27 protein-coding genes, 2 tRNA genes and 2 pseudogenes are annotated in these 23,311 nt (G+C 45.3%); 10 read left to right on the top strand and 21 right to left on the bottom strand.

The genetic code is table 11. The annotated features are described in order from the left end of the window. Window positions 1-125 precede the first annotated feature (125 nt). The gene (locus A8F97_RS10275; RefSeq protein WP_033071250.1) at window positions 126-1,895 is read left to right on the top strand and encodes a terminase ATPase subunit family protein; all 1,770 of its coding nucleotides are present in this window, start codon (window positions 126-128) and stop codon (window positions 1,893-1,895) included. Then, window positions 1,892-2,917, top strand: coding sequence for a phage portal protein (locus tag A8F97_RS10270; protein WP_033071251.1), 1,026 nt, complete (start codon window positions 1,892-1,894; stop codon window positions 2,915-2,917). Before A8F97_RS10275 ends, A8F97_RS10270 begins: the two co-directional genes overlap by 4 nt. A gap of 33 nt (window positions 2,918-2,950) precedes the next feature. Here A8F97_RS10270 and A8F97_RS10265 read toward each other — a convergent pair whose 3' ends face one another. From A8F97_RS10265 to A8F97_RS10220, 12 genes are all read right to left on the bottom strand, one after another. After that, complete coding sequence (locus A8F97_RS10265; protein WP_082218610.1) at window positions 2,951-3,256, bottom strand: DUF1493 family protein; 306 nt, start codon at window positions 3,254-3,256, stop codon at window positions 2,951-2,953. After that, complete coding sequence (locus A8F97_RS10260) at window positions 3,250-3,708, bottom strand: STM2901 family protein (RefSeq protein WP_033071253.1); 459 nt, start codon at window positions 3,706-3,708, stop codon at window positions 3,250-3,252. Before A8F97_RS10260 ends, A8F97_RS10265 begins: the two co-directional genes overlap by 7 nt. Window positions 3,709-4,126: 418 nt before the next feature. After that, the gene (locus A8F97_RS10255) at window positions 4,127-4,315 is read right to left on the bottom strand and encodes a hypothetical protein (RefSeq protein WP_033071254.1); all 189 of its coding nucleotides are present in this window, start codon (window positions 4,313-4,315) and stop codon (window positions 4,127-4,129) included. A gap of 148 nt (window positions 4,316-4,463) precedes the next feature. Beyond that, window positions 4,464-6,761, bottom strand: a complete 2,298-nt coding sequence (locus A8F97_RS10250) for a replication endonuclease (protein WP_033071255.1) — start codon at window positions 6,759-6,761, stop codon at window positions 4,464-4,466. Window positions 6,762-6,948: 187 nt separating this feature from the next. Beyond that, window positions 6,949-7,173 (bottom strand): TraR/DksA family transcriptional regulator, encoded by a 225-nt coding sequence (locus A8F97_RS10245; protein WP_033071256.1) that lies wholly within the window; start codon window positions 7,171-7,173, stop codon window positions 6,949-6,951. After that, a complete protein-coding gene (locus A8F97_RS10240; protein WP_033071257.1) occupies window positions 7,173-7,481 on the bottom strand; it encodes a DUF5405 family protein in 309 nt (102 codons plus the stop codon). Before A8F97_RS10240 ends, A8F97_RS10245 begins: the two co-directional genes overlap by 1 nt. After that, window positions 7,481-7,699 (bottom strand): DUF2732 family protein, encoded by a 219-nt coding sequence (locus tag A8F97_RS10235; protein ID WP_375154055.1) that lies wholly within the window; start codon window positions 7,697-7,699, stop codon window positions 7,481-7,483. Before A8F97_RS10235 ends, A8F97_RS10240 begins: the two co-directional genes overlap by 1 nt. A 92-nt stretch (window positions 7,700-7,791) precedes the next feature. After that, the gene (locus A8F97_RS10230; RefSeq protein ID WP_033071259.1) at window positions 7,792-8,292 is read right to left on the bottom strand and encodes a hypothetical protein; all 501 of its coding nucleotides are present in this window, start codon (window positions 8,290-8,292) and stop codon (window positions 7,792-7,794) included. Then, a complete protein-coding gene (locus A8F97_RS24430) occupies window positions 8,289-8,465 on the bottom strand; it encodes a hypothetical protein (RefSeq protein ID WP_162939882.1) in 177 nt (58 codons plus the stop codon). Before A8F97_RS24430 ends, A8F97_RS10230 begins: the two co-directional genes overlap by 4 nt. A gap of 76 nt (window positions 8,466-8,541) precedes the next feature. After that, window positions 8,542-8,703 carry a DUF3927 domain-containing protein gene (locus A8F97_RS23865; RefSeq protein ID WP_099092836.1) on the bottom strand — a complete coding sequence of 54 codons (162 nt, stop codon included), beginning with the start codon at window positions 8,701-8,703 and terminating at the stop codon, window positions 8,542-8,544. Next, window positions 8,703-9,137 (bottom strand): tellurite resistance TerB family protein, encoded by a 435-nt coding sequence (locus A8F97_RS10225; RefSeq protein WP_033071260.1) that lies wholly within the window; start codon window positions 9,135-9,137, stop codon window positions 8,703-8,705. Before A8F97_RS10225 ends, A8F97_RS23865 begins: the two co-directional genes overlap by 1 nt. 130 nt (window positions 9,138-9,267) lie before the next feature. Next, window positions 9,268-9,507 (bottom strand): hypothetical protein, encoded by a 240-nt coding sequence (locus A8F97_RS10220; protein WP_033071261.1) that lies wholly within the window; start codon window positions 9,505-9,507, stop codon window positions 9,268-9,270. Between A8F97_RS10220 and A8F97_RS10215 the strand changes: the two genes are divergently transcribed. Further along, on the top strand, window positions 9,500-9,763 hold the full coding sequence (locus A8F97_RS10215) for a hypothetical protein (RefSeq protein WP_033071262.1): 264 nt from the start codon (window positions 9,500-9,502) through the stop codon (window positions 9,761-9,763). The genes A8F97_RS10220 and A8F97_RS10215 overlap by 8 nt on opposite strands. Before the next feature lie 49 nt (window positions 9,764-9,812). On the opposite strand, the gene A8F97_RS10210 is transcribed toward A8F97_RS10215, so the two are convergent. Together A8F97_RS10210 and A8F97_RS10205 are read right to left on the bottom strand one after the other, a co-directional pair. Beyond that, complete coding sequence (locus tag A8F97_RS10210) at window positions 9,813-10,322, bottom strand: phage regulatory CII family protein (protein WP_033071263.1); 510 nt, start codon at window positions 10,320-10,322, stop codon at window positions 9,813-9,815. A 45-nt stretch (window positions 10,323-10,367) separates the two neighbouring features. Beyond that, the gene (locus A8F97_RS10205; protein ID WP_033071264.1) at window positions 10,368-10,580 is read right to left on the bottom strand and encodes a hypothetical protein; all 213 of its coding nucleotides are present in this window, start codon (window positions 10,578-10,580) and stop codon (window positions 10,368-10,370) included. Between the two features lie 117 nt (window positions 10,581-10,697). On the opposite strand from A8F97_RS10205, the gene A8F97_RS10200 reads away from it, so the two are divergent. The 5 genes from A8F97_RS10200 (at window position 10,698) to A8F97_RS10180 (ending at window position 15,276) form a co-directional block, all read left to right on the top strand. Continuing rightward, entirely contained in the window at window positions 10,698-11,285 is a 588-nt protein-coding gene (locus A8F97_RS10200; RefSeq protein WP_033071991.1) for a phage repressor protein CI, read from the top strand. Between the two features lie 27 nt (window positions 11,286-11,312). After that, on the top strand, window positions 11,313-12,647 hold the full coding sequence (locus A8F97_RS10195) for an AAA family ATPase (RefSeq protein ID WP_033071265.1): 1,335 nt from the start codon (window positions 11,313-11,315) through the stop codon (window positions 12,645-12,647). Continuing rightward, the gene (locus A8F97_RS10190) at window positions 12,644-13,492 is read left to right on the top strand and encodes a DUF4435 domain-containing protein (protein ID WP_033071266.1); all 849 of its coding nucleotides are present in this window, start codon (window positions 12,644-12,646) and stop codon (window positions 13,490-13,492) included. The genes A8F97_RS10195 and A8F97_RS10190 overlap by 4 nt, the downstream gene beginning before the upstream one ends. A gap of 82 nt (window positions 13,493-13,574) precedes the next feature. After that, the gene (locus A8F97_RS10185) at window positions 13,575-14,585 is read left to right on the top strand and encodes a phage integrase (protein WP_033071267.1); all 1,011 of its coding nucleotides are present in this window, start codon (window positions 13,575-13,577) and stop codon (window positions 14,583-14,585) included. A 1-nt stretch (window position 14,586) separates the two neighbouring features. Continuing rightward, entirely contained in the window at window positions 14,587-15,276 is a 690-nt protein-coding gene (locus A8F97_RS10180) for an HNH endonuclease (protein WP_033071268.1), read from the top strand. Window positions 15,277-15,438: 162 nt separating this feature from the next. On the opposite strand, the pseudogene A8F97_RS10175 reads toward A8F97_RS10180, so the two are convergent. The 4 genes and pseudogenes from A8F97_RS10175 to mtfA form a co-directional block, all read right to left on the bottom strand. Further along, window positions 15,439-15,621, bottom strand: a pseudogene (locus A8F97_RS10175) (transposase); the annotation flags it as partial. A 41-nt stretch (window positions 15,622-15,662) separates the two neighbouring features. Further along, window positions 15,663-15,875, bottom strand: a pseudogene (locus A8F97_RS23180) (Arm DNA-binding domain-containing protein); the annotation flags it as partial. Between the two features lie 173 nt (window positions 15,876-16,048). Continuing rightward, window positions 16,049-16,124 (bottom strand) — tRNA-Asn (locus A8F97_RS10170). A gap of 110 nt (window positions 16,125-16,234) precedes the next feature. Further along, on the bottom strand, window positions 16,235-17,032 hold the full coding sequence (mtfA, locus tag A8F97_RS10165; protein ID WP_014699207.1) for a DgsA anti-repressor MtfA: 798 nt from the start codon (window positions 17,030-17,032) through the stop codon (window positions 16,235-16,237). Window positions 17,033-17,112: 80 nt separating this feature from the next. Here mtfA and A8F97_RS10160 point away from each other — a divergent pair. Further along, a tRNA-Ser gene (locus A8F97_RS10160) sits at window positions 17,113-17,202 on the top strand. Between the two features lie 682 nt (window positions 17,203-17,884). Here the strand turns inward: A8F97_RS10160 and A8F97_RS10155 are convergent. From A8F97_RS10155 to A8F97_RS10145, 3 genes are all read right to left on the bottom strand, one after another. Then, window positions 17,885-19,156: a tyrosine-type recombinase/integrase gene (locus A8F97_RS10155; protein ID WP_033071269.1), complete on the bottom strand. Its 1,272-nt coding sequence runs from the start codon at window positions 19,154-19,156 to the stop codon at window positions 17,885-17,887. Between the two features lie 889 nt (window positions 19,157-20,045). Further along, window positions 20,046-20,594: an SLATT domain-containing protein gene (locus tag A8F97_RS10150; protein WP_033071270.1), complete on the bottom strand. Its 549-nt coding sequence runs from the start codon at window positions 20,592-20,594 to the stop codon at window positions 20,046-20,048. 64 nt (window positions 20,595-20,658) lie between these two features. Then, entirely contained in the window at window positions 20,659-21,930 is a 1,272-nt protein-coding gene (locus A8F97_RS10145; protein ID WP_033071271.1) for an SMODS domain-containing nucleotidyltransferase, read from the bottom strand. A 434-nt stretch (window positions 21,931-22,364) separates the two neighbouring features. Here A8F97_RS10145 and A8F97_RS10140 point away from each other — a divergent pair, with 434 nt between their 5' ends. Further along, window positions 22,365-23,240 carry a DUF6387 family protein gene (locus A8F97_RS10140; protein WP_033071272.1) on the top strand — a complete coding sequence of 292 codons (876 nt, stop codon included), beginning with the start codon at window positions 22,365-22,367 and terminating at the stop codon, window positions 23,238-23,240. Window positions 23,241-23,311 lie beyond the last annotated feature (71 nt).

Below are 23,311 nucleotides of genomic sequence, written 5' to 3'. Positions count from 1 at the left end.
TTTGCGGGAAGTCGGGGCGAGTATCCGGCGTGACAACAGGCCACGCCATCAATCACGGTTCGCTAACCGCTGGCACAACAGGCACTTAAGGCGGTGATGGTCGGCGCTGACGTAGCCTTGCCGTCATGAATACAGCCATCGATACCACCATCATCAGCGACCCACGGCGACAAGCGGCCTTGCTTTACTGGCAGGGCTTCTCGGTACGTCAGATTGGGGAAATGCTGAACCAGAAAACGCCGACAGTTCAGAGCTGGAAGCAGCGCGACGGCTGGGACGCTATCGCCCCGGTATCGCGTGTTGAAGCCAGCCTTGAGGCGCGGTTGATTCAGCTCATCATGAAGACGAAAAAGGAGGGGCATGACTACAAAGAGATTGACCTGTTAGGCCGTCAGATTGAGCGGCTGGCGCGGGTGAACCGCTACAGCCAGACGGGTAACGAGGCCGATCTCAATCCCAACGTTCGCAACCGCAACAAGGGCGACCGCAAAGCGCCAGAAAAGAACCACTTCAGCGAGTCGGCTATCGAGAAGCTGAACGACATTTTCCTGAGTGAGATTTTCGAGTACCAGCGCGGCTGGCATCAGGCCGGGCTACAGCACCGTATCCGCAATATACTGAAATCGCGCCAGATTGGGGCGACGTTCTATTTTGCGCGGGAAGCGCTGATTGATGCGCTGACTACCGGGCGCAATCAGATTTTTCTGTCAGCGAGTAAGGCGCAGGCACACGTCTTTAAAAACTACATCATCGATTTTGCCCGGCTGGTTGACGTTGACCTGAAAGGTGACCCGATGGTACTCCCCAACGGGGCGCGCCTGTTCTTCCTCGGCACCAATATCCGCACCGCGCAGAGCTACACCGGAAATCTGTACCTGGATGAATATTTTTGGATACCCAAGTTTCAGGAACTGCGCAAAGTCGCCAGCGGCATGTCGTTGCACAAAAAGTGGCGCAGCACGTACTTTTCAACGCCATCGAGTCTGGCACACAGCGCTTATCCGTTCTGGTCGGGTGAGCTGTTCAACAAGGGGCGCAGCAATAAGGCCGATCACCTCCATCTGGATTTAAGCCACGCGAATTTGTCCGGCGGCGTGCTGTGCGGTGACGGCCAGTGGCGGCAGATTGTGACGGTAGAAGATGCGTTGTCCGGGGGCTGTAACCTGTTCGACCTCGACCAGCTCACGCTGGAATACAGCCCGGCAGAGTATCAAAACCTGCTGATGTGCGAGTTTGTCGATGATAAGGCGTCGGTGTTCCCGTTTGAGGAGTTACAGCGCTGCATGGTCGATGCGCTGGAAGAATGGGAGGATTTTAACCCCTACGCGCTGCGCCCGTTTGCCTATAAGCCCGTTTGGATTGGTTACGACCCGTCACACACGGGCGACAGCGCGGGCTGTGTGGTACTGGCACCGCCGCAGGCACCGGGCGGTAAGTTCCGCATTCTGGAGCGCTTCCAGTGGAAGGGCATGGATTTTGCCGCACAGGCCGAGGCTATCAAGCTGCTGACGGAAAAATATATCGTCGAATACATCGGCATTGATGCCACGGGCATCGGTCAGGGCGTTTACCAGCTTGTGCGCGGCTTCTTCCCCGCAGCACGCGAAATCAAATACTCACCAGAAATCAAAACCGCGATGGTGCTGAAAGCCAAAGACACGATCACCAGCGGGCGGCTGGAGTACGACACCAGCCACACCGACATCACCCAATCGTTTATGGCCATCCGTAAAACCATGACGGCCAGCGGTAACCGCACCACCTATGAAGCCAGCCGCAGCGAAGAAATCAGCCACGCCGATGTGGCATGGGCAACCATGCACGCGCTGTTAAACGAACCCCTGACCGCGATTAACGGTCATGTCCCTGTCAGCATTTTGGATTTTAACGAATGAAAAAGCGTAAATATCGCAAATCCCAATCAGCGCCCGTCAGCCAGGCACAACCGATAGAGGCTTTCACTTTTGGTGAACCGTCCGCCGTTCTGGATCGCCGCGACATTCTGGACTATGCCGAGTGCATCCATAACGGCAAGTGGATTGAGCCGCCGATCAACTTTAGCGGGCTGGCTAAAAGCCTGCGCGCCGCAGTACACCATAGCTCACCTATCTACGTGAAACGTAACATTCTGGTGAGCACGTTTATTCCGAACCCGCTATTGAGTCAGCAGGATTTCAGCCGCTTTGTGCTGGATTATCTGGTGTTTGGGAATGCGTTTCTTGAAAAGCGCCTGAACCGCACAGGCGGCATCCTGCGCTTAGATTCCAGCCCGGCAAAATACACCCGGCGCGGAGTAGAAGAGGATGTTTATTGGTTCGTGCAGTCATTCAAAGAGCCGCACCGCTTTGAACCGGGTAGCGTGTTCCATTTGCTGGAGCCGGATATCAATCAGGAAATGTACGGCCTGCCGGAATATATCAGCTCGTTGAACTCGGCATGGCTGAATGAGTCTGCGACGCTGTTCCGGCGCAAGTATTACCAGAATGGCGCACACGCGGGTTACATCATGTACGTGACCGATGCGGCACAAAGCGGTACTGACGTGGACAAGTTGCGCGCCGCGATGAACGGCACTAAAGGGCTGGGGAATTTTAAGAACCTGTTTTTCTACGCACCCAACGGCAAGCCGGACGGCATAAAGATTGTGCCGCTCAGTGAGGTTGCTACGAAAGACGACTTCTTTAACATCAAGAACGCCAGCCGTGACGACCTGCTCAGCGCACACCGCGTACCACCGCAGATGATGGGGATTATCCCGAATAATACGGGCGGTTTTGGGGATGTGGAAAAGGCGAGTCAGGTTTTTGTCAGGAACGAGCTGACGCCGCTACAGGAACGGATGAAGGAAGTTAATAACTACGTCGGTGAACAGGTTATCTCTTTCAAACCATACTCACTGGAAATCGCGGATAAATAAAAACTGATTGGCGTCTGTTACTGCGGGCGCTATCTATTTTCCAAGCCAGCGGCCAGCATTCGCAGAATCAATGAGAAGTTGAATAGTAAGCGGGTCATGAGGGTCGGAGAAACTTTCTGGAAAATAACGCTCAAAATGTATCGTTTTCGGGTTTATGTCGAATTTATCAACGTAGCTTTCCATTAGCTCATAGGCATCCTCAGGGGCCATGCGAAAATCTTCGTTAAGATCGGTATCATGTCTTAATTCAAAACGTTTTCGTGAAAAAAGACTTCTACCGTTATAAGTCTCAACCAGTTTAAAAACTTCCTTTTCTACATCTTGGCCTTGGTTTACCACAATCTATCCTCCTTGCTTGCGATACGATTATACCGGGTTGTAGCCTCATACCCTATCAGCGACACATCTACAGCAAGCACAAGCCAGCCGATGACAGGAATAGTTCGCCCCACAAAAGTGGATAGCTTCAAAGTCATTATTTTTTTTATTTTAAATGGGTTCTGGGGAGCACTGACAAAGGTGGGAAGTCTGACCGGTAATTGATAGCCTTTCAGCAGTTTTCTTGAGTATTTTGACGCTAAGGAGGTGCCGGGCGTGGCGTTCGCAAACTTACCTGAAACATGAATATTGTTCTGCCCCGAATAGACAGCAGCCGCAGCAATGACATCTTTCGCACCCGTAAAATGCTCTGCGGTGACATCGATCATGATCCAAAAAAAGAGTTCTCCGGCTGAAAGATTTGTCAGGCCGCCATAGAAATAAGTACCGCCAATCTCTTCAATCGTATCCACAATACCTCCTTTCTTTAAGTTAATTATGAAAACATAGGAGGAATTTCAACACTAGCTTAGTTATCCAACTTTCAGAGCATTCCTGCGACAGTAATCGTCTAACCAGCGGCTTTTTTATATCCCTTTCAGGACTTACCAATCGCGTTTTACGCGCTTCAGTAAAAAACCAACCCAATGCATGATATCAAAGCAGAACATCTCACAGCGGGGCGCATCGGTGCGGGATGAACCACGCCTAAACGCCCTCGCGCGCAATGCTATCCCCGCCACGCCTGCCCGCTTTGTGTGTCGCTTTTCATGCACTCGCACGATCCAGCGCGATCCATGTAGGACAGGGGGCTATAAGGTTTTTGAGCTATGGGATCCAGCATGCAAATTCATGCACATCGATGCGATGAGCACGACATACTTTATGGCGTTAATTTTTGGTGCCGTAAACAGTAGTTGGACTCACCAGGCCACGTGTTTTTAGTTCGACCTCGACCAGATGGGATATGGTAGCTAACGCTGTCTGTAGGTCTTTCTTGTCGCAATCAGCTACTAACGCTATCTCAGCGATAAATTGCACACGAGAAAGTGCAAGCTGTGCGTTTTCTAAGGTTTCCATACTATTCCTTTTTACTGTTTTTATATACAGTATTTTTCAAAATGAAACGGCAGTCAATGAATTATTCAACGTGTTGTATATTAAAGATTAAACTGTTTTATTGGTGATTCTGATACATCAGCGTAGTGCTAGTAGCCTGGTATCCAAGCTATTCCTGGAAATGCTCACTAAACCCCGGCCATTCATCAGCCGTCGGGTATGAAATAAGCTCACCGTCAATTTTCATTTTTGCCCCACGCGCCAGCGCTTCCAGCTCCCAACGTTGAGTGGTGATACCGCGCTGGAATAAATCACGCTGAATGCGAGGTATCCGCTCCCGTTCTTCGCCCGTTAATCTGGCCGACGGTGACGGATCTCGGAGGGTATTGGGGTTAAAGTCGCGTTGCTTATGATTCTTCCTGGCGGATTGCTCACGTAGACGCATTCCTAGCGCCCTCACAGCCGCGTCGTCATTCCAGTCAATCGGTGTGTTATCGGTTTCTGATGTCGTCGCTATGCCGCTGTTTTCGGCCTGCGTTTTGACATTTTCGCCTGACCGTTGAGAACCCAACCCACAGTTATTGACAGGACTCCGAGGCGCGCCGGGGGCGCTTTTTAAAGTCAAAGGATCAAGGTCAACGGCTTTAGAAACGATGCGCCATTCGGTTGTCCGGGTTTCAAAAACATGACCCGCGCCCAAATGCGGGGCAAAAATCCCGACCACCTTTTGCACCTCTTCGTCATACTCGTTGAGCTTGTCCGATACCCGGCGTGCAACACGTACCGTTTGCAGTTCGCGGGAAACATTCGCGCCGCCCTGTGCGGCCATGTATGCGGAAAAATCGCCAGCATCAGCAGCACAGCGAACCGCTTCGACTTGTTCATCGAACTGGTCAGTAAGATTGACACTGCGTAACGTGCCGCTACGGCATTCGCGGTAAGCGCCCATCGTGGGGATACCGATAGGTTTAAATTGAGGGATACGCCACGTTGACGCCCACGCGGTAACGGCTACCGCCATATCACGCAGCGGCTTTCCTGTGTCTTTATCGATCTCACCGTCAAGCGCGTAGCCGTCAATATTTTTGGCAATGTACTTAGCGATATAGCCAGCGGCACCACCTTTATTGAGATGTTTACATTCAAAGCGGTAAGTTGCTGCGCCGCGTTCGTCGCCGTCTTCTTTCAGGGCATAGCGGCGCATAATATCGATCACCGATTGGCGATGTGCGCGCTTGCAAAACAGCATCATGTGCCAGTGCGGTGTCCCGTCGTGATGCGGCTCGACAACGCGCATCCCGTACACCTTCAGGTCATTATCTTTAAACGCGGTGCGCATCTTGCCCCATATCTTGACCAGATAGCGCTGGCCGTCTTTGGGCGTAAATGCTTCCTTGTCCCATTTCCTATTAAACTGGACTTTCTCGTTGTCGCGCTTACCAATAGTGCGAGTCGGGTGATATTTTGACGGGGTAGTTATGGTGATAAACATCCCGACGTCTCGTTGCTCGCTGGCGTAACGCTCAATCCCGGCGATAGTGCTCATCAGCTCCATACGCCGAATTTCTGGGTTAGAAATACTCGCCATCACCTTGTCGATCAGGTCGATACGCTCACCTGTTGCGACGTTCTCCAGCTCACAGTTTTTCAGGTAATCCATGTTAGCGAGGCGACGCGCCAGCACATCGCGGATCGCCATCTTGCTGGCATACGGTGACGCTTTTTTACTGACCTGACCGACGGCAATCATCAGCGCTTCACGCCAGCGGGTGCGCTGGGCTTTAAGCTGGCGAGTCCACCATTCCTCATTAATCAGGCGAGACACGCTGGCTATTGCCTTGCGTATATCCAGCGTGCCTTTGCGGTAGTTCTTCCAGAAAAGAGGGGTGATATTGAACGCACGCGCCATGCTGGCAACATGGCCGAAAAGTTCGGCCTGTACCGCATCGGTAAAGAGCGCATCAGGCTGGCCGCCGCGCTCCGCTTTCATGGCATCGCTCAATTCTTCATACGCCGAAAATATCTGGCCGGAAATGCGCGCAGCCAGACGCCCCAGCGCCTTGTCATTCATGCCGGACAATGTTTGATAGGCGTCAGATTCAGACAGGAAACGCTCGGAAGCATTGCGATTCATAGCGTGGCGGGCATTGATCGCCTCGATACGCGGCCACATGCGCTGCATAAAGCTGTTAACCAGAAAACGATTCGCGCTTAGCTGGCCTTTATTCTTTTTCAGGTAAACATAGCGATTCAGGCAGATTTCACGCAGGAAATGCGGTTGCTGGTTAATTTTCGCTAAAACGGCTTGCCCCTGAGTCCATTCCTCACGGGTAAGCTGTCTTTCTTCCGGTACGATTGCCGGGCGTGGGGCGTTCCATGAATACGCACCCACGAACGTATCGCGGGTGCTGCCGGGGAAAGGTGGCGGTGGGGTGGGAGCGGAGCGCCCCCGATGGGTATGATTCATAGCGTAGCGCCGGAGCACACGCCCCGGTGGGCAGTTGTATTTTCTCTTAAACAGGTTGCTCGGTACTGTTTGCCATCTTTCATCGTGACAAAGAAAGCGCCGCTTTCGACGATTGACGGGAAGTAAAAAGCCACGTCTTCGCTAGGTACTGAGATCTGTTTCTTACCACAGGTAAAAGAAATTGAGGTCACAGCCCACCCCGATAATGCTTACTTTTCAGTTCGTGGATTCCCTGGCAGGTCGCGCAACGGGTCACGCCGTCGATTGCAGCGCGGCGAGCTTCGGGAATGGGCTGATCGCAGTCTTCACATTCAAACGCAGAAACACCGCGCTGGACGTTCCGGGCGTTGGCGATCTGATGGTCTAAAGTGTCTTGCTGGCGCTGTTGCACCATGTCCATAGCATCCGGCATTATTCTTGCCCCTTATCGTTGTTGAGCTGGTCAAAGGCTGACTGACACAGCGCGGCAAAGCGCTTGCTTTCGGTTAGTAGTTTCTTTGTGTCGGTAACGTTTCCACGCCAAATTTCGGTGGCGATAGCACGATGCACAAAATCGTTAATGAGGCTGACGGGATTCTGATAAACGGCCAGCGTGGATAAATACGGTTGGTCACCGTCTTCTTTTCCGCACTTAATTTCGCCTAATCCGAAGTCATAGCCGACTTTCGCTATTGCGTAATTGCCGTTGATATCGACGCGGTTATAATTTGGGTTTTCCATTACATCACCGCCTTAATATCTGACCCGGAGTTATTAAAGGCTTCGGATTCCTGCCGTAATAACTCGATGATTTCCACTCTGCTTAATTCATTGATAGAAGCATGAGTCGCCAGCTTATCCAGACGAGAAGAAAAAGACGTGTGCGCATCGGCTTTCGCCTCGGTGCGTGCCTGAGAAAGCATTAACTGAATGCCCTCGTTTTCAGCCTTGCGGTGCATTGCCTGACCGACTGTTTTATACATGTGCATATAATCCTCAGATAAAGGGAGTCCCGACGCGGTTAAGCGCCTAATTATTTTCAGGTGGTTATTTAGCTCAGATATTCTTCAGGTTTAATTGCCGTCAAAATTTCGGGGGCAGCTTCAGATAAACTAGCCAGTTCGTTTAATGCACGTAATATTGGTTGACGCCACTGACACGAATTATCATCAATACGCCAATAGGGCTGATTAAACTCTTTTTCAGTTAACCCCGCGTGCATAAATAACGTTCGTCTTTCACTAACGCTTAACCAGCTCAGAAATGTTGAGATATTCACGCCCCGGCTGCGACCTTTTGAAAATGCCTGGCGCATTTCATCAATGGCGCAAACAATTTGCTCACGTTCAGCCGTCGGCATTTCTTCCAGGCGGTAAACGGTGTGACGTTTTTTCATCTGCGCATGAAAGCAGATGGTTAAACGATCGCGCTCATGCAGGCTGTTGTAATAGGCGCAGGTTTCGCGCCAGCGGCTATCGGCAAAGTGCTTGCCGATCACGTTGCGCAGCCCGGCGGGTAAGTTCTGCATGCTGCTGACGGTAAAGGCTGTCATGCTTTCCCCCGTATCACTGACTTGATAGAACGGATAACCCGCTGGGCATAATTTGCCGAGCGGGTACGGATGATGATCCCCTGACGGCCTTTGCCGTGGGTGATCGTAAAGTCTGGCTTTGTCTCCGTCTGGTGCCACCAGAGGAACGGCGCGATTGATATTGGTGCTTGCATGGTTTCCCCTCCTATTGGTAACCGCCCACGGATAGACGGTTGCGAATAGGTGCCGGGCTAACCCGGCACAGGTTGCTTATTTCTTTTCCACCCCGGTCATTAACGGTGACCAGACAATGAAAACTAATGCGCTGATGAATAACGCATCACTGATGACAGAAAGCAGATAGCTTGAAAAATCTACTGCGACGCCCATAAACGCGAACAAGAGAACACCAGCCAGACGCAACGTGTTCATTACAGGTAATCTTCAATACGCAGACCGAGGCGGCGGCCAACCTCTTCCAGCACTTTCTGTTCTTCTGGCTCAATTTCTCCGTCAGCTTCGGCAATCGTCAGCATGTTAACGAAAACCTCTTCGGCATCTTTTGGCGTGTTTTTGATATCGTCGATTTCACGCAAGATGTTCATGCGTCCAACGCGAAAGCCTGCCTGTAACTGTTCAGTGAAGCGGCTGATAGTTTGGGTGATTTCATTCCCGTAATGCCCCAACTGAGGGTTAGAGCGCAGCAACTTATCCAGTTTGTCTGTCTCTTCTTTCTCGATTTCGCCATCAGCCGCCGCGACGAGCAAACAACCGCCCACGATTGCCTCCATCAGATCGCGATTCTCGACCTTTTTAAGTTCGACTTTTGCTGCTGCTACTTTTTTTCCGAATCCAAAAAAACTCATTTTTACTACTCCAGTTGTTGATTAAGTTGCCTATTGGTAATCGCCCACTGATAGACGGTTGCGAATAGGTGCCGGGTTTTAGCCATGCCCGGCGCATGGTCTTGTGGTAGGATTGAATCGCCAAAAACAATCAACCACGTTTTATGCTGATGACTTTCAAAGGAAATGAAGGACTAGATGCGTTAACACAGATCGCATCTTCAGTCGCAACAACGGAAGAGTTCGCAATCACTGCGTCTTTCATCCAATCTAAAATTTCAAGGGCGATTCTTGTATCTCCCCCTTTGAACGCATCTAATAAATTGTTTGCGGCACAATGTATTGATTCGGAATATTTTTGACTTTCAGAAGGATCGTTAAATATGTGCATAAATATTGTTATCTCTTGTAAAAGCCGCTCAGAATGGAATTGGCGGATTGTTGATAAAAGTGGTAATACTGTTGTGAATAGTCCCCGTATTTTTGAAAACCGCCCGCTCTGTATTGAAGATGCTGAAAGGTTTTTGTCCTTAATTGATGACGCCAAATTTTATGATAATGCGGGGGTTCCAATCGACCAGATGCATTTAAGTGACAGTAGTCGCACTCAACGCGGTACGCTTATAAAAACTCACCCAGCTAATTAATTTTTAAGTGCTATCGGACTATTCCATATAGTTTGATAGCTATTTCACATTACCCAACATTCAAAGACGCTCCGATCCCGCTCAGTGCATCTACGGTTGAAGCCATTGCGGGATTGGCTTGTATTCTGGTTTGCAGCGTCAACCCGACTAACGACAGATAGCGAATGCCGGAATTGATGCTTTCCATAAAAGAATTTCGCCGTGTTTGACTCATTCGCTCGGTAGAGAGGCTTTCCGCAGCAACAGCGCCGACGGCTGCGGTTGCCTGCAACACGTAAGTGGTAAGGCGTTCTGTTTTCGCTTCGTTGACGGGAACAGCAGGTAGGCAATTAAGCTGTGCCAGCAAGCCGTCGATCAGCGTTGAATCCTCAGAAGCATCCGTGATGGTCAACAGGTCATCGCACGTTAAGCGGTGGGGCTGTTCCGGGTTCAGCTTGTTGCGCAGCATCTGCGGGTTCATTCCTACCATTTCCGCCAGTTCAACCAGGTTGTGCCTGGTGGCAAATGCGCGACACGCATTGGCATAGTGCGGGTGTTTTGCGATTTGGTAATCAAACATGGTCAAATCCCTATTGAAATCGATAATAAATTCACAAATTTGAATTTATGCACCAAGCCGCGCTTCCCATTCGGCTTCTTTTGTTAGCGCCAGGAGGTTAATCATGGTTCGCTCGTTTTTAGCGTTTTTAGCCCGGATAGGCAGCTTTCCCTGGTGCACCCACTGGTAGCAGGTCTTTATGGGTAAACCACTGATGCGAGAAAATTCGCTTAATGTGACGTACGGTGTAGCCAGAGTGATTGAAAGTGGCGTTTTCATAAGGCATTCTGTTCTGTTAGTTAAGTTATGCTACTGGTGGGTATCATTTGTTATCTATTGGCCAAGGTAATGTCAAAATTGATATCTGTCAATCAAATAAACTGGAATTTGATATCTATGAAGTTTGATGGCGGGAAAGGCGTAGTTGAAAGAATCCTCAAAGCCTATGGGTTCACGATGCAAAAGCAGTTACATGACCATCTTGATGTTGGTAATGGCACCGTTAGCACTTGGATAAAAAGAGAATACTTTCCTGGAGAGGTAGTTATCCGATGCGCCCTTGAGACTGGAGCTTCGCTAACTTGGTTAGCTACAGGCGAAGGCGAAATGTTTCAAGATCTTGCAAAGCCTGCCGAAAGTGCTATTAATAGTGCCTACATCTCATTGAAAAAGATCAGGATTGTCGGCGGAAGATTACAAGACGCTGGCACATGGATTGCTGACGGCACACTGCTTGATGATTCTGTTTCCGAACCCGCTTTCATAGAGAAAGGCAACAATGCCTGGATCGCCGATATGTCTGTTACTCAGGTCAGCAATGGCCGCTGGCTTTTAGATATTGATGGCGATGTGGATGTGTACGACGTAGCCCGCATCCCAGGTAATCGTATTCAGGTATCCGGTAACGCAACTAAATTCGAGTGCTCTATTGATGATGTTAAGGGCGCTGGGATGGTTGTTATTACTGTTGAAAAAAACATTTAGTTTTTTATTATATTAATGGTGACCTTTATGTATAAAATATCCTCTGTTAGAATTTATGGTCTTTGGGGAGAAAAAACTTTAAACTTTAAATTTGATGATGATGTAAATATATTGATTGGAATTAATGGGACAGGAAAAACAACAGTAATTAATATATTGTATTCAATCCTAAATGCAAAGTCTGAAATTATATCTAAATGTAATTTTGATAAAATAACAATTCATCTTGAAGATGAAGGAAATCCATTCAGTACGAAAGTTATATATGCAGCAAGATTTGGGAAGAACGAAGACGGCTATGATAAGGAAGTATATTACGATATCGATGGAGAGGGATATCTTCTTGTTCCTGATGAGTCTAAACGATTAATCTATAATAGAACAAAAGATGTTTCACCTGCTAAAGCAAGTATTGTTTCAGAGGAACAGTTAAATAAAATTATTAAAGAAATAATAAATGTTGTTGGCATATCAACGAATAGAAGTAAGATTGGTGATGAAAATAGTAATGATGATGCTTTTTTTTCTGATTTCTTGAAATCTAGTGTGGTGTCAAGTAAAAACATTGATACTATTCTAGAAGAGCAAATAGAGAATTTAAAGTCTTATCAGATTGAAAAAAATAATAAAATAAAAGAAATGTCAATTAAATATCAAAAAGATATTCTTGTTGAAACATTGATTGAGGTTGATGCTAAATTTAATAGGCGAGATTTAAAATATAAATCAGAAAATTTTGTTATTAAAGATAAATCCAATGAATTAATTCAAGCTTATAAAAATTTAGGAGTAATCGAGAATTATAATGAAAATAAATACAGAAAAAAAATTAACGATAATTTACAGACAGTAAATAATGTTTTAAAGAATTTAAAAGATAGGGAATTTAAGGGGATAATGATACAGGATGTTGTTGTTCTCTCGCTGTATGAAAAACTTAATCAAGTTGTAGATTTAAGTGAGCGATTTAAAATAGAAACGGAAAATGAATTATCTTCATTACGTGATTTTACAAAAATAATAAATGATGATTTTTACATTAATAAAAGTGTCGAAATAAATTACAGCGGAGACTTAAAGATTTACCTCGAAGATAAAAAAGAAATTAATGTTAAGGACCTCTCATCGGGAGAGAAGCAGATTTTAACTATATTAATAGAATCTCTATTGCAGCGAGGAATGCCTAATATATTCATTGCTGATGAGCCTGAAATATCTCTTCATATAAGTTGGCAGTCTAAAATAATTAGTTCAATAAAGAAACTAAATAAAAAAGCTCAAGTAATTATAGCAACACATTCACCAGAAGTGGCTGGCAGTTACCTATCAAAAATTATTGATATGAAGGAAGCTGCTGAATGACTTCATCGCTGACTTATTCCGTTAACGCTCTTAATATCTTACATGCATTTCATTCTGGAAACAAAATTGTATTTGTTGAGGGAGATAGTGATAAGCGATTCTGGGATGGATTATATAACTCATTTGGTATAAATAATATAACAACTAAATGTGTTAATGGCTGTAAGGTGATTGATGAATATATAGAAAAAATAAAAGAAGGTGCGACGGGAGTATATGTTGCTAGAGATAGGGATTATAAATATTTATTTGATGAACCCGAAGATTTGATTAATGTAATGTTCTCGTATGGATATAGCATCGAGAACACATATTATACAGATGATATCCTTAAAGGAATAGTTAAAAGCCTTGCGGCTAAAGACATTCCTGATGATTATATTTCCATTGATAGAGATATAATAAAGCCTAATATTAATTTGTTTTTCAAATTGGTTTCCTTTGATTATGCCTTGTTTTCTCAAGGGGTGGGGGAAAAAATAATGGGTGATAGTTCATTTCGATTTTTAGAAAAGCAAGATGGCTTTCAACTGTGTAAGAAAATAGTTGAGCCAATTATTTTAAATGCTAAAGGTAAAATAGATTACTCGATATATTTGAGTTACAGGAAAAAGTTAATAAAATATAAAGGTGAACCATTAATTTGCGTTAGAGGGCATTTTCTCACAGGCATGATTTCGAACTACATTAAAGAAAAAGTTAAGAATGCTTCTGGTTCAAAGATTACATACGATAATAAATTACTTGAATCTATATTTAGTAATTTAATGAATATAAATTTAAGAGATGATGTTCATCCACATAAAGAATACTACTATCATCAAGTAAGTATATTAAAAAAATAGTGTATTTAGATGACACTTAAACATTGATTACTGATTTTATATACAGTAAAACTATCTCGTTTTTGATAACGGGATAGGGTCGATGGCCGTAAGGAAGTTACCCACTGGAAAGTGGTTGAGTGAAACATATCCGAAAGGGCGAACCGGAAAACGCCTGCGTAAGCAGTTTGTCAGCAAAGGTGAGGCGCTGTCTTATGAGCGTCAGCTCAAGTTTGTGGGGATATCGATTGATACTTCTGCGGCAGAAGATGCCGGGCAAAACTTATCTGAACTGGTTCAACGCTGGTTCGATATGCATGGCCGTTCTCTGGCGGATGGGGAAGGGCGGTTACGCAAATTAGAGCTGCTTTGTACGAACTTGGGCGATCCGATAGCCAGTCTATTTACGAAAGCTGATTTTGCTGAATACCGTAAGCAGCGGTTAAACGGTAAGTTTGGGCGTTTCGATAAGCCAGTGAAAGAATCCACCATCAACCGTGAGCATTCGTACTTAAGTGCAGTATTCAATGAATTAAAACGCCTGGGCGAATGGCAAGGGGATAATCCGCTAGATGGGATTCGTCAGTATAAAGAGAGTGACAGCGAGTTAGCCTTTTTGTATCACGATGATATTCGCCTCATTCTTAGCGAGTGTGATGCTTCTAGTAATCCCGATCTCGGTAGTGTGGTGCGTATTTGTCTGGCAACAGGTGCCAGGTGGAGTGAAGCCCAGGAGCTAAAGCAGTCGCAGCTTGTGCCGTACCGTGTGACTTACATTAATACTAAAGGGAAACGTAACCGCACTGTGCCGATCTCACCGGAGCTTTATCAGCGATTACCGCGCCGCCGTGGCCAACTGTTTAGCCCTTGTTATGATGCTTTTCGACAGGCGTTAAAACGTTCCCAAATTGATTTACCAGAAGGGCAGTTAACGCACGTTTTGCGGCATACCTTCGCCAGCCATTTTATGATGAATGGTGGTAATATCCTGGTGCTAAAAGATATTCTCGGCCATACCTCGATCCAGATGACGATGCGCTATGCACACTTTGCCCCCGATCACCTGGATGCGGCCGTTACGTTGAATCCGTATGACAGATTGGAAATGGTGTGAAATGGAAAAGCAGCAGAATACTGGCTGGAGTGATGAAGAATTAAGGGCGTCAGTTGAAGCCTATGTCGAAATGAAGCGGTTTCACCAGGTTGGGCTGACGTTCATTAAGAAAAACTATTACGACTCACTGGCCGCACGTTTTCCCCGTACCGCTAAATCCTTTGAATTTAGGATGCAAAACATTTCATTTGTCTATCAAGAAATGGGACGCGACTGGCTACCAGGCTTAACACCAGCGACTAACGTCGGCGCTAAAATATTCCCTCGCCTGAAGCAGTTTATTGATGACCTTGACCCGATTGGGGAACAGACTGAGAAACAGTTTGAAGCCCAGGTTAGCGCACTGCGTAAAAAAGGTGTGAAGAGTAAGCCGACAGGCAACAGCAATCCACCAAAGAAGACAACGCAAACAACTTCAGTAGTACGCGATCCGGAAGTGAAAGCCTACGTTCTCCAGGAAGCGAAAGGCGTATGTGAATACTGCCGTAACCCAGCCCCTTTTATGCAAGCTGACGGATTGCCCTTCCTTGAGGTACATCACTTGAAGTACCTGGCAAATGGCGGTTCTGATACCGTTGAAAATGCTGCCGCACTCTGTCCGAACTGCCACAGAGCCATGCACTATGCCGTGAATAAAAATGCGTTGCTTGAAAAGCTATATCTGGCCATTCCACGACTCGTTAGGGAATGAAAAACGCCACTGTGAAAGTGGCGGCAGAATGGTAACTAAGGAAAATAAACAGCACTAACCAGAAACGGCAATCAGTGGAATTACAGTAACTTATTGTTTTCATTACTCCCTTACAGGTTTTTAAAATCCCTCGGCGTTCGCGCTGTGCGGGTTCAAGTCCCGCCCCGGCACCGGTATTTCCTCTGCTTTCGCCTTGTTACGCCAGTAATAGAGAGTAGCTTCCGATATCCCTTCCATCGGTGCAACAGCGGTGACGGTCATGTTGTAAGGCGGTAGTAATTTAGCCAGTGCAGCAGCTTTACGTTCTGGTGAAATTCGTTTCACGATCTGTTCCCATCTTGTCATGAGTATTTTCGATGGGGGTGACAACTACCCTGACAGAGGGGGATACCGTCACGCTGCTGACGAGCGTCGGCCAGAGATACATCAGGGTAGGCACCTAAGCCGAGGCGTGATTCTTTTCTATTGATGCGATATTTGAGATACCAGAGACGTGAACCGCCTGGATTAACTAAAAGGTACAGACCGTGAGAATCGGAAACTTCGAAGGATTTTGCTGATGGTTTTAAGTTGCGGATTTTAGTGTCATTAAGGGACATATGCGGGTCACTCCATTATCGAACCGGAAAGACCCCAAATCTGACCACCAAATCCTCCCGATGCGGAGGGAAAACTGAAAATGCATCGGGAAGATATTTTACGCTAACCTATTGACTAATATGGTAAATAGCAAAAACCCCGCTTAAGTTTCCTTAAGCGGGGTTTTCTAAATTGGCTCCTCTGACTGGACTCGAACCAGTGACATACGGATTAACAGTCCGCCGTTCTACCGACTGAACTACAGAGGAATCGTGTGAACGGGGCGGATGATATCTGCCACCAGTGGCGCTGTCAACGGCAAAATCAGCTTTATCGTCTGACTGTTTAGGCTGTGTACAATTCGCTGTTTTTTTATGAGTTAGTAAATAGATGGTGCATGATAGTTGATGCTGTTTTGCCAGTTTTTTAGCCGAGTGAGTGGATCTTGCCGATAGAATTTTTGGAAGCAGCGGTACAGAGCGGGAAAGCGCTCTTCAAGAAGCTCAGGGGCGCTGAAGAAATATTCCGACAGCACTGCAAAGCACTCTGCTGGATCGTGAACGGCGTAGGGGTCCATGCTGGCGGCATCTTCGCCTACCAGATCGATTTCTTCCTGTAAGGCATCCATCGCGCCGTGCAGTTGTTGTTCCCAAGCTGCAATATCGCGCAGTGGAATCAGGGGAACGCCTGTTGCTTCACCGCTGCTGCGAATATCCAGTTTGTGTGCGACCTCATGAATAATGAGGTTGAAACCGGAGAGATCGAAGGAATCCTGCACTTCCTGCCAGTTGAGGACAATCGGCCCCTGATCCCAGCTTTGCCCAGACTGCACTATTTTTCCCTTATGCACGAGCCCGATGTCATCCTGCCACTCTTCCTCGACAATAAACGGGCCAGGGTAAACCAGCACTTCGTGAAAGCCATCCAGAGCATCAATGCCCAGCGATAACACCGGCAAGGAAAACAATAGGGCGATGCGCTGTTGCATGATTTCCGTTAACACCAACTCCTGCAATGGAATCAGGCGTTTTTGCTTTAGAAACTGTTCAGCAAGGGTGACCAGTTGCTGAAGTTCCTCATCATTTAAGGGCGCAAGGAGCGGGATAGAAATCGCTCCTTGCCAGTTTTCCTGTGTCTGTACCTGAGGTTGAGTGTTTTTCCACGGCCATTTAATCATTGTTATTGCTCATTAAGTAAAGGCGAGGGAGGGCGCTGTTAAAATGCCGTAAAAGCGGGCATTATGACAACGGATTAAACGGAGAGATGCCGGAGTGGCTGAACGGACCAGTCTCGAAAACTGGAGTAGAGGCAACTCTACCGGGGGTTCAAATCCCCCTCTCTCCGCCAATAATTGAGAAAAATAAATAACTTAAGGAAGGTTTTCGATTTTTCTCTACATAAATCCCTGCATTAAAATTTCTTTCTCTCGCTCTGTGTCTGTGCCTCTAACGCTGCCATTTTTATCATGTTGCTTCTTGTTGGGCATCCACTTTTACCCTCTCTAGCTCACACTCTCAAAACAAATTATCTTTAGGTCCTTGCTGGCATGCAAAAATCGCTCTGACAGATGGATTCACATATTTGTGTGAGAAAAGGGAAGTGGATGAAAGCGATCGAAGTCATATCGCCGTAGGTCCTATTGATAATGACATTCACTGATCTTCTCCCTGAAAACAGAGCCAGGCTAAACTGGAGTATCGGGTCTTTCTTTCATCTCACAAAGAGGCACATCAGCCATGAAAAAGATCCATTATACCGAAGAACAAATTGTCTTTGCGTTGAAACAGGTCGAAACCGGCACTGGACTGACCCCAGCCCGGTAGATGATCCTGCCCAGCCATTTTCTGCATAGTACGTAAGGACCAGCCACTGGTTTAGAGTATAAGCGAATGCTTCTACCAGTTCTGAGTGCGCGGCAGCGTTTTAACTTTCCCGCAACTAACCTTCCTACGCCTTCAGGAGCGGTTTCGCCATCTATTGGCGTTGTTAGCTGAACAGGTAAAAGTGCACAATCCTCAATCAGGACTAGTCAGTTATTCAGTCTTAATGCTATTACCTTGCCCCTGGATATACGGGGGACATAGGCTTCCCGGCACGTATCCAAATAATCGGACCACCACTGCATCATCGCTTTACGGGCATCGAGATATTCAGCTTTATGGATGTAAGCGGCTCGAACGCTATTACGTTCTTGATGGCTCATCTGCCGTTCAACCGCATCCTGCGCCCACAGTCCAGACTCCATCAGCGCACTACAGGCCATTGCTCGGAATCCGTGACCGCAGATTTCATCTTTTGTGTCATAACCCATCACACGCAAAGCCTTGTTGACCGTGTTTTCGCACATTGGCTTATACGGATTATGGTCACCAGGAAATATCAGCTCCTGATGCCCGGATATTTCTCGTATCTGTTTCAGAATAGCGATGGACTGACGGGAGAGTGGAACGATATGTGGAGTGCGCATTTTTGCCCCACGCCCTGAGTAGCGGACTCCGGGGATAGCTTCACGAGTGGCAGGAATGGTCCAGATTTTGTTTCTGAAATCGATCTCAGACCAACGGGCAAAACGTAGTTCGCTGGAACGGATGAACAGGTGCAGGGTGAGTGAGACGGCCAAGCGGGTTAATTCACGTCCCTGCTTGTAGTCCTCAATACTAGCCAACAGCGCCGGCAGTCGCTCCAATGGAAGGGCAGGGTAGTGACGTTTAACTGGAGGGGCGATAATGCCATCCAGATTTGCCGCCGGATTGTTCTCTATTAATTCCTGATGTACGGCATGACGCATGATGTTGCACATATGCTGTCGGGTTCGTGCCGTTACTTCCAGCAGACCTTTTTTCTCAATACCTTTCAGCAGATCGATGAAGTGGCGAGTTTTCAGTTCTGTGACCGGCAGATGTCCAATTATCGGGAAGATATGGTTATTCATGCTGGCGAGCAGACGGGCGGCATGGTTCTCTGACCATGAGCGGTTGCTTTTATGCCACTCCAATGCCACATGCTTGAAGGTTTTCTCTGGTGAGGAAGTGGTTCTTTCAGCAGAGCGCTGCTGTGCGGGGTTGATATTCTGCGCTAGCAATTTGCGGATACCGTCACGCTGCTGACGAGCGTCGGCCAGAGATACATCAGGGTAGGCACCTAAGCCGAGGCGTGATTCTTTTCTATTGATGCGATATTTGAGATACCAGAGACGTGAACCGCTTGAATTAACCAGCAGGTACAGACCGTGAGAATCGGAAACTTTGAAGGATTTTGCTGATGGTTTTAATTTGCGGATTTTTGAGTCGTTAAGAGACATTTGGGGGTCACTCCGTCATCGAACCAACTTGACCCCAAATCTGACTACCAAATTCTCCCGATACAGAGGGAAAACTGAAAATGCATCGGGAAGATATTTTACGCTAACTCATTGAATAATATGCTAAATAGCAAAAACCCTGCTTAAGTTATCTTAAGCAGGGTTTTCTAAATTGGCTCCTCTGACTGGACTCGAACTTCATCTGTGTCTCCTGTTATTAGCGGTATTGAAATGGTAGTGTGATTTTTTACCAGCATTTTTACCATCATTATTTAATCCAATCACATAAAATGTCAATTAAAAACAATTGGTTGTTGTCATAACGTGTTGTCTATTGCTGTTTGTGCAAGGTTTGATGTTCAACATCATATTGTCAGAGTTTATATGATTTTTATGTTTGTGAAAAAATGATTATTGACTGATAACTCAATTTTTAACATTGTCTATTGATTGGAGCTGATACAGGTTAAAGCTGAATTCACCATGCGTGAGAATCTGTACCCAGTTGAACACCTCCAGCAAAACCTGAGATACCTACATGCCATGCGACAGGCTGCTTTGAGAGCAGACTGTGTGGAAACGCTGACCAAAAACTGAAGTAAGTGCAGATATGTAAAATCTGAAATTGATCGGCTGGTTAGTTGAGCTGGATTTTACGTATGAGCGCGGTTTTCAGCTCTGTTTTTGGTGATATTAGCGACCAAAAAAAACGTTTTCACACAGCCTGAACGATAAACTGACATTTATTATCTTATGAAAAGCGTTCTTTGTAAGAATGCTTAAACAGTGAGTAATAAGTGAATGCTAAAAACTTACTCAGGAAAAAATTTTAAAAATAGGAAAATCAATTCCATAATGTTAAAGGATTGGCCAACTATAATCCATGGGTTTATTTTCGTTTCAATTCTGTAGGGAGGAATTTATCAATTTCCTCATCAGCGAAAGTCATATCTTCAAGTTCCTTAAGCGCCTTTTGAGCCATTGTATATGCCCTATAATTCGTGGATGGTGCTCCGACATAAATTGCAGATAGTTCAATCATCAAGGCATCTCTTTCTTTCAGAACTTCCTCAATACTTTTAGTTTGCATTTTCAAGTCTATGAGTAGAGATAAATATCTTTCCCTGATTAACCACATCTCCCCAGCAGCTTGTCTGTGCTTTTGAGCTATAGTGCCTAAATCATAATCCTTCAAATATGAGTTTAAAAAGAGGAGTATAGCGGAAAGTATTGACCCAATTATAGCTCCTATTTTAGCATCACCCACCACTGTAGCGATAAAACTACCAGTAGTTATTGCCAAAAGAACTAGCTGTAGGTTTTTCATACAGCTTAGTTTTTTTTGAAGAATATCTGCACATTTTTCGTGAGTTTTATGTGTGTAAACAACCCTTCCATAGCATTCTCTTAGTTGTCCTTCTAATATATTTCTATCCATCCGATTCACCATTATGATATGTTAGGTTAATGTTAGTTTAACACTAACCTAACATAAAGTGGGACTAATTATGTATAGGTACGTCAATTTTATCTCTTGCTACAACTTGATTGCCGTGAATAACATAACACTCAACAAAATGAGGTCCAGAGAAGTCCGCGGTCTCGAAACGTTCAGAATAGCCTTCATCATCTAAAATTTCACCTCTAAAATTTCCACGGCGCTCTGCTTCATCACCTATATTTTTTATTTTCCATTTAATTTTATATGGGTGAGGTATATTATTTATCTCATCCACATAGAATCTTAACTTTCGATTTGTACTAATATCATGTCCTTCACCAAGAAGATTTGAAAGAAGAGCTTCCAATAAATTATTCTTTCTAATCTCGCATTCGATAGAAACATGACCATATAAATTCAGCTCATATTGATCTTCAATATACTGTTCAGATACATTGACAGCGCTGAGAGATTTAGTCGTAGAATTAGGAAATGGTCTGCCGAAAATTTTCTTCCAAGCTACTCTCCTAGAGTTTTCACTAGTAGCAGATAAAGCTTCTTCACAATATTCCCTTGTTAATTTTGCCACTTTATTAAACGATTTCTTTACGATCACTTTTGAGTGACTACCGGGAGCATAATAAAATGCTCTATCACCTTCATTCTCTAAGAAAGTGAAAAAATCAAGCGAGAGTTGATCATAACTTTTAAAGCTCTTGTCGTTATATTCAGATAGATTAGAAAAAAATTTATAACACAGTGTATCAATTAGGAATCCACTTATCTCAACTTCATGACGAGTCTTCCATGCTCGAACCATTTTAGATAGACGTCTCAGATGCCCCTTTCTATCATCATTTAGTATCCTAAAGGATGACATTTCGGCCCTAGGATTACATATCTTCCACGAGCCACCATCATGTGTATCTGGGTATTTAAAAGAACCATCTTCATTACAGAATACTGGAACTATCTCAACCTCTTGATTTTTAAATTTAACAACAACAACTTGCCCATCGCCGCGAATATCTGTGTTTTTGTAAGCTTTCTTAATTTCTGTTTTCACAACCTGTAATAAATACGATTGCTTATCTCGGAATCTTGGCCATTCAGTTGCAGGAAGAAAGTAAAGCATATCAAGATCAGAGATCCCCCGAATCCCTGTGAAACGTCCATAGGAACCAACCTGTAGTGAATTGGCTGTCTTAGAGTCTATGTCATAAAAATATTGGTTCAGGACCTTAGTTATACGACCATATCTTTTACTAATCTGACCTGCATTATCTATTTTTATATTATCGAGAAGGGTCTTAAAGTCAGTTGCTGTGCTCATGTAATTTCCTTGTTGAGGTCATTAATTACATATGCTTCCATAAGAGACATTATCAAGAGTAAAAAGCCAACTTCTAATTAAAAACATGATCTCAATCAAATTTATGGTTATAATATGTTCCTTATTAACCTAATACAAATTGAATCATAACAAGTGAGTTGATCGACTCCTCGTTACCAGCACATTGCAATGCAAGCAATGCCCACTCTGGCACTTAGCAAAAGAACCGTTTAGGTCATGGCAAACTTCTTGAAGGTCTGAATGAGCAAGTGATTTTTTAGCATTGGTCAAGTAATGTCCAAGGAGGATACCAAGTTACATTCAATTCTTCAATGCCCCCATCTTGGGAAGCCTGACATCTTTTTTCACTTTCTCTATGCTGTTGAATGAGATAGCTTTATCAAAACTCAAAATCAACATTTATAGAGAAAACAATGACAAAAAAGATGCCTAAAGCGGAGATCGTAGAAGCTCTAAGTGAGTGGTTTGATGTAAGCCGTTACGATGTGCTGAAAGATTTAACGCTAGAACAGATTTATGCTGAGCTTGAAAGACGGATATTTGCCTATAAAGCAAGGCAGCAGTGGGAAACTGCAGGCGAAGAGAACCAAATGCTGGCGATCTACCATGATGCACAAATCCGTTCTGGTAAGGTCATACATGAGACTAAATGGGTCTCTGACAGTCATATGCTGGCCCATAGCTATGCAGTCAGGCCAATGACAAGGAATTCGTTGTTCAACTATGGGCGAGCTATGTATCGGCTGGAAAACTCTGATCAGAAAGATGATGTTTCAGTGAGTTCAGAATACATATCTGAATACCTGAAACAGGGAGGGCTGAACCCTACCAATAAGATGCTGATTGAAATTGATCTGGATGAAGCCAGCAGTGACGATCTGGCAGAACACCTAAAAGTGCTTATCACTCAGTGGCAGAAGCACCTCAAAGCGCCCAAGCCACCGGAAAAAGACTTCCGTTTTGGTCATAAAACATTCCAAAAGATACTCGATTACAAGATCATCCCTTTGATGGATCTCATTGGTTGGGAACAGCTCAACAATCAGAAAATCCCTTATCCTGTGCTGGCTGGTATCCTGCATACCGATATGCGTTATGCCAGAGGTAGTGAGCAAATCAAAGATACGGATTACCCTCTAGCCTATGATTTTTTGAACAATGATAATTATTTCAAGTCGTTAAATGACTTTTTCATAAAAAACATGCATGTGAAGAGTTCAGATATCCTTGCTGTCATCGGCATGAATGACAAACCTGAAGACAAGAAGAAAACAAGGGACAGTCGCTAAGCCTGAACGTCCCCGGCATTCACCCCTCATAAAAATCCCCGAAATTCACTGGTCCTGAACTTCCCCTCTGT

The organism is Pectobacterium parmentieri (assembly GCF_001742145.1).
GTDB lineage: Bacteria > Pseudomonadota > Gammaproteobacteria > Enterobacterales > Enterobacteriaceae > Pectobacterium > Pectobacterium parmentieri.
This window is presented reverse-complemented; position numbering and strand designations above follow the sequence as displayed.

Excerpts from the sequence above, each read along its gene's own strand:
- A8F97_RS24430 (WP_162939882.1), bottom strand. The coding sequence starts at position 8,465 with ATGCAAGCACCAATATCAATCGCGCCGTTCCTCTGGTGGCACCAGACG.
- mtfA (WP_014699207.1), bottom strand. The coding sequence starts at position 17,032 with ATGATTAAATGGCCGTGGAAAAACACTCAACCTCAGGTACAGACACAG.
- A8F97_RS10250 (WP_033071255.1), bottom strand. The coding sequence starts at position 6,761 with ATGAATCATACCCATCGGGGGCGCTCCGCTCCCACCCCACCGCCACCT.
- A8F97_RS10270 (WP_033071251.1), top strand. The coding sequence starts at position 1,892 with ATGAAAAAGCGTAAATATCGCAAATCCCAATCAGCGCCCGTCAGCCAG.
- A8F97_RS10240 (WP_033071257.1), bottom strand. The coding sequence starts at position 7,481 with ATGGAAAACCCAAATTATAACCGCGTCGATATCAACGGCAATTACGCA.
- A8F97_RS10200 (WP_033071991.1), top strand. The coding sequence starts at position 10,698 with ATGAAGTTTGATGGCGGGAAAGGCGTAGTTGAAAGAATCCTCAAAGCC.
- A8F97_RS10210 (WP_033071263.1), bottom strand. The coding sequence starts at position 10,322 with ATGTTTGATTACCAAATCGCAAAACACCCGCACTATGCCAATGCGTGT.
- A8F97_RS23865 (WP_099092836.1), bottom strand. The coding sequence starts at position 8,703 with ATGAACACGTTGCGTCTGGCTGGTGTTCTCTTGTTCGCGTTTATGGGC.
- A8F97_RS10230 (WP_033071259.1), bottom strand. The coding sequence starts at position 8,292 with ATGACAGCCTTTACCGTCAGCAGCATGCAGAACTTACCCGCCGGGCTG.
- A8F97_RS10195 (WP_033071265.1), top strand. The coding sequence starts at position 11,313 with ATGTATAAAATATCCTCTGTTAGAATTTATGGTCTTTGGGGAGAAAAA.
- A8F97_RS10185 (WP_033071267.1), top strand. The coding sequence starts at position 13,575 with ATGGCCGTAAGGAAGTTACCCACTGGAAAGTGGTTGAGTGAAACATAT.
- A8F97_RS10140 (WP_033071272.1), top strand. The coding sequence starts at position 22,365 with ATGACAAAAAAGATGCCTAAAGCGGAGATCGTAGAAGCTCTAAGTGAG.
- A8F97_RS10235 (WP_375154055.1), bottom strand. The coding sequence starts at position 7,699 with ATGCACCGCAAGGCTGAAAACGAGGGCATTCAGTTAATGCTTTCTCAG.
- A8F97_RS10220 (WP_033071261.1), bottom strand. The coding sequence starts at position 9,507 with ATGCACATATTTAACGATCCTTCTGAAAGTCAAAAATATTCCGAATCA.
- A8F97_RS10225 (WP_033071260.1), bottom strand. The coding sequence starts at position 9,137 with ATGAGTTTTTTTGGATTCGGAAAAAAAGTAGCAGCAGCAAAAGTCGAA.
- A8F97_RS10275 (WP_033071250.1), top strand. The coding sequence starts at position 126 with ATGAATACAGCCATCGATACCACCATCATCAGCGACCCACGGCGACAA.
- A8F97_RS10205 (WP_033071264.1), bottom strand. The coding sequence starts at position 10,580 with ATGAAAACGCCACTTTCAATCACTCTGGCTACACCGTACGTCACATTA.
- A8F97_RS10215 (WP_033071262.1), top strand. The coding sequence starts at position 9,500 with ATGTGCATAAATATTGTTATCTCTTGTAAAAGCCGCTCAGAATGGAAT.
- A8F97_RS10245 (WP_033071256.1), bottom strand. The coding sequence starts at position 7,173 with ATGCCGGATGCTATGGACATGGTGCAACAGCGCCAGCAAGACACTTTA.
- A8F97_RS10145 (WP_033071271.1), bottom strand. The coding sequence starts at position 21,930 with ATGAGCACAGCAACTGACTTTAAGACCCTTCTCGATAATATAAAAATA.
- A8F97_RS10150 (WP_033071270.1), bottom strand. The coding sequence starts at position 20,594 with ATGGATAGAAATATATTAGAAGGACAACTAAGAGAATGCTATGGAAGG.
- A8F97_RS10155 (WP_033071269.1), bottom strand. The coding sequence starts at position 19,156 with ATGTCTCTTAACGACTCAAAAATCCGCAAATTAAAACCATCAGCAAAA.
- A8F97_RS10190 (WP_033071266.1), top strand. The coding sequence starts at position 12,644 with ATGACTTCATCGCTGACTTATTCCGTTAACGCTCTTAATATCTTACAT.
- A8F97_RS10180 (WP_033071268.1), top strand. The coding sequence starts at position 14,587 with ATGGAAAAGCAGCAGAATACTGGCTGGAGTGATGAAGAATTAAGGGCG.
- A8F97_RS10255 (WP_033071254.1), bottom strand. The coding sequence starts at position 4,315 with ATGGAAACCTTAGAAAACGCACAGCTTGCACTTTCTCGTGTGCAATTT.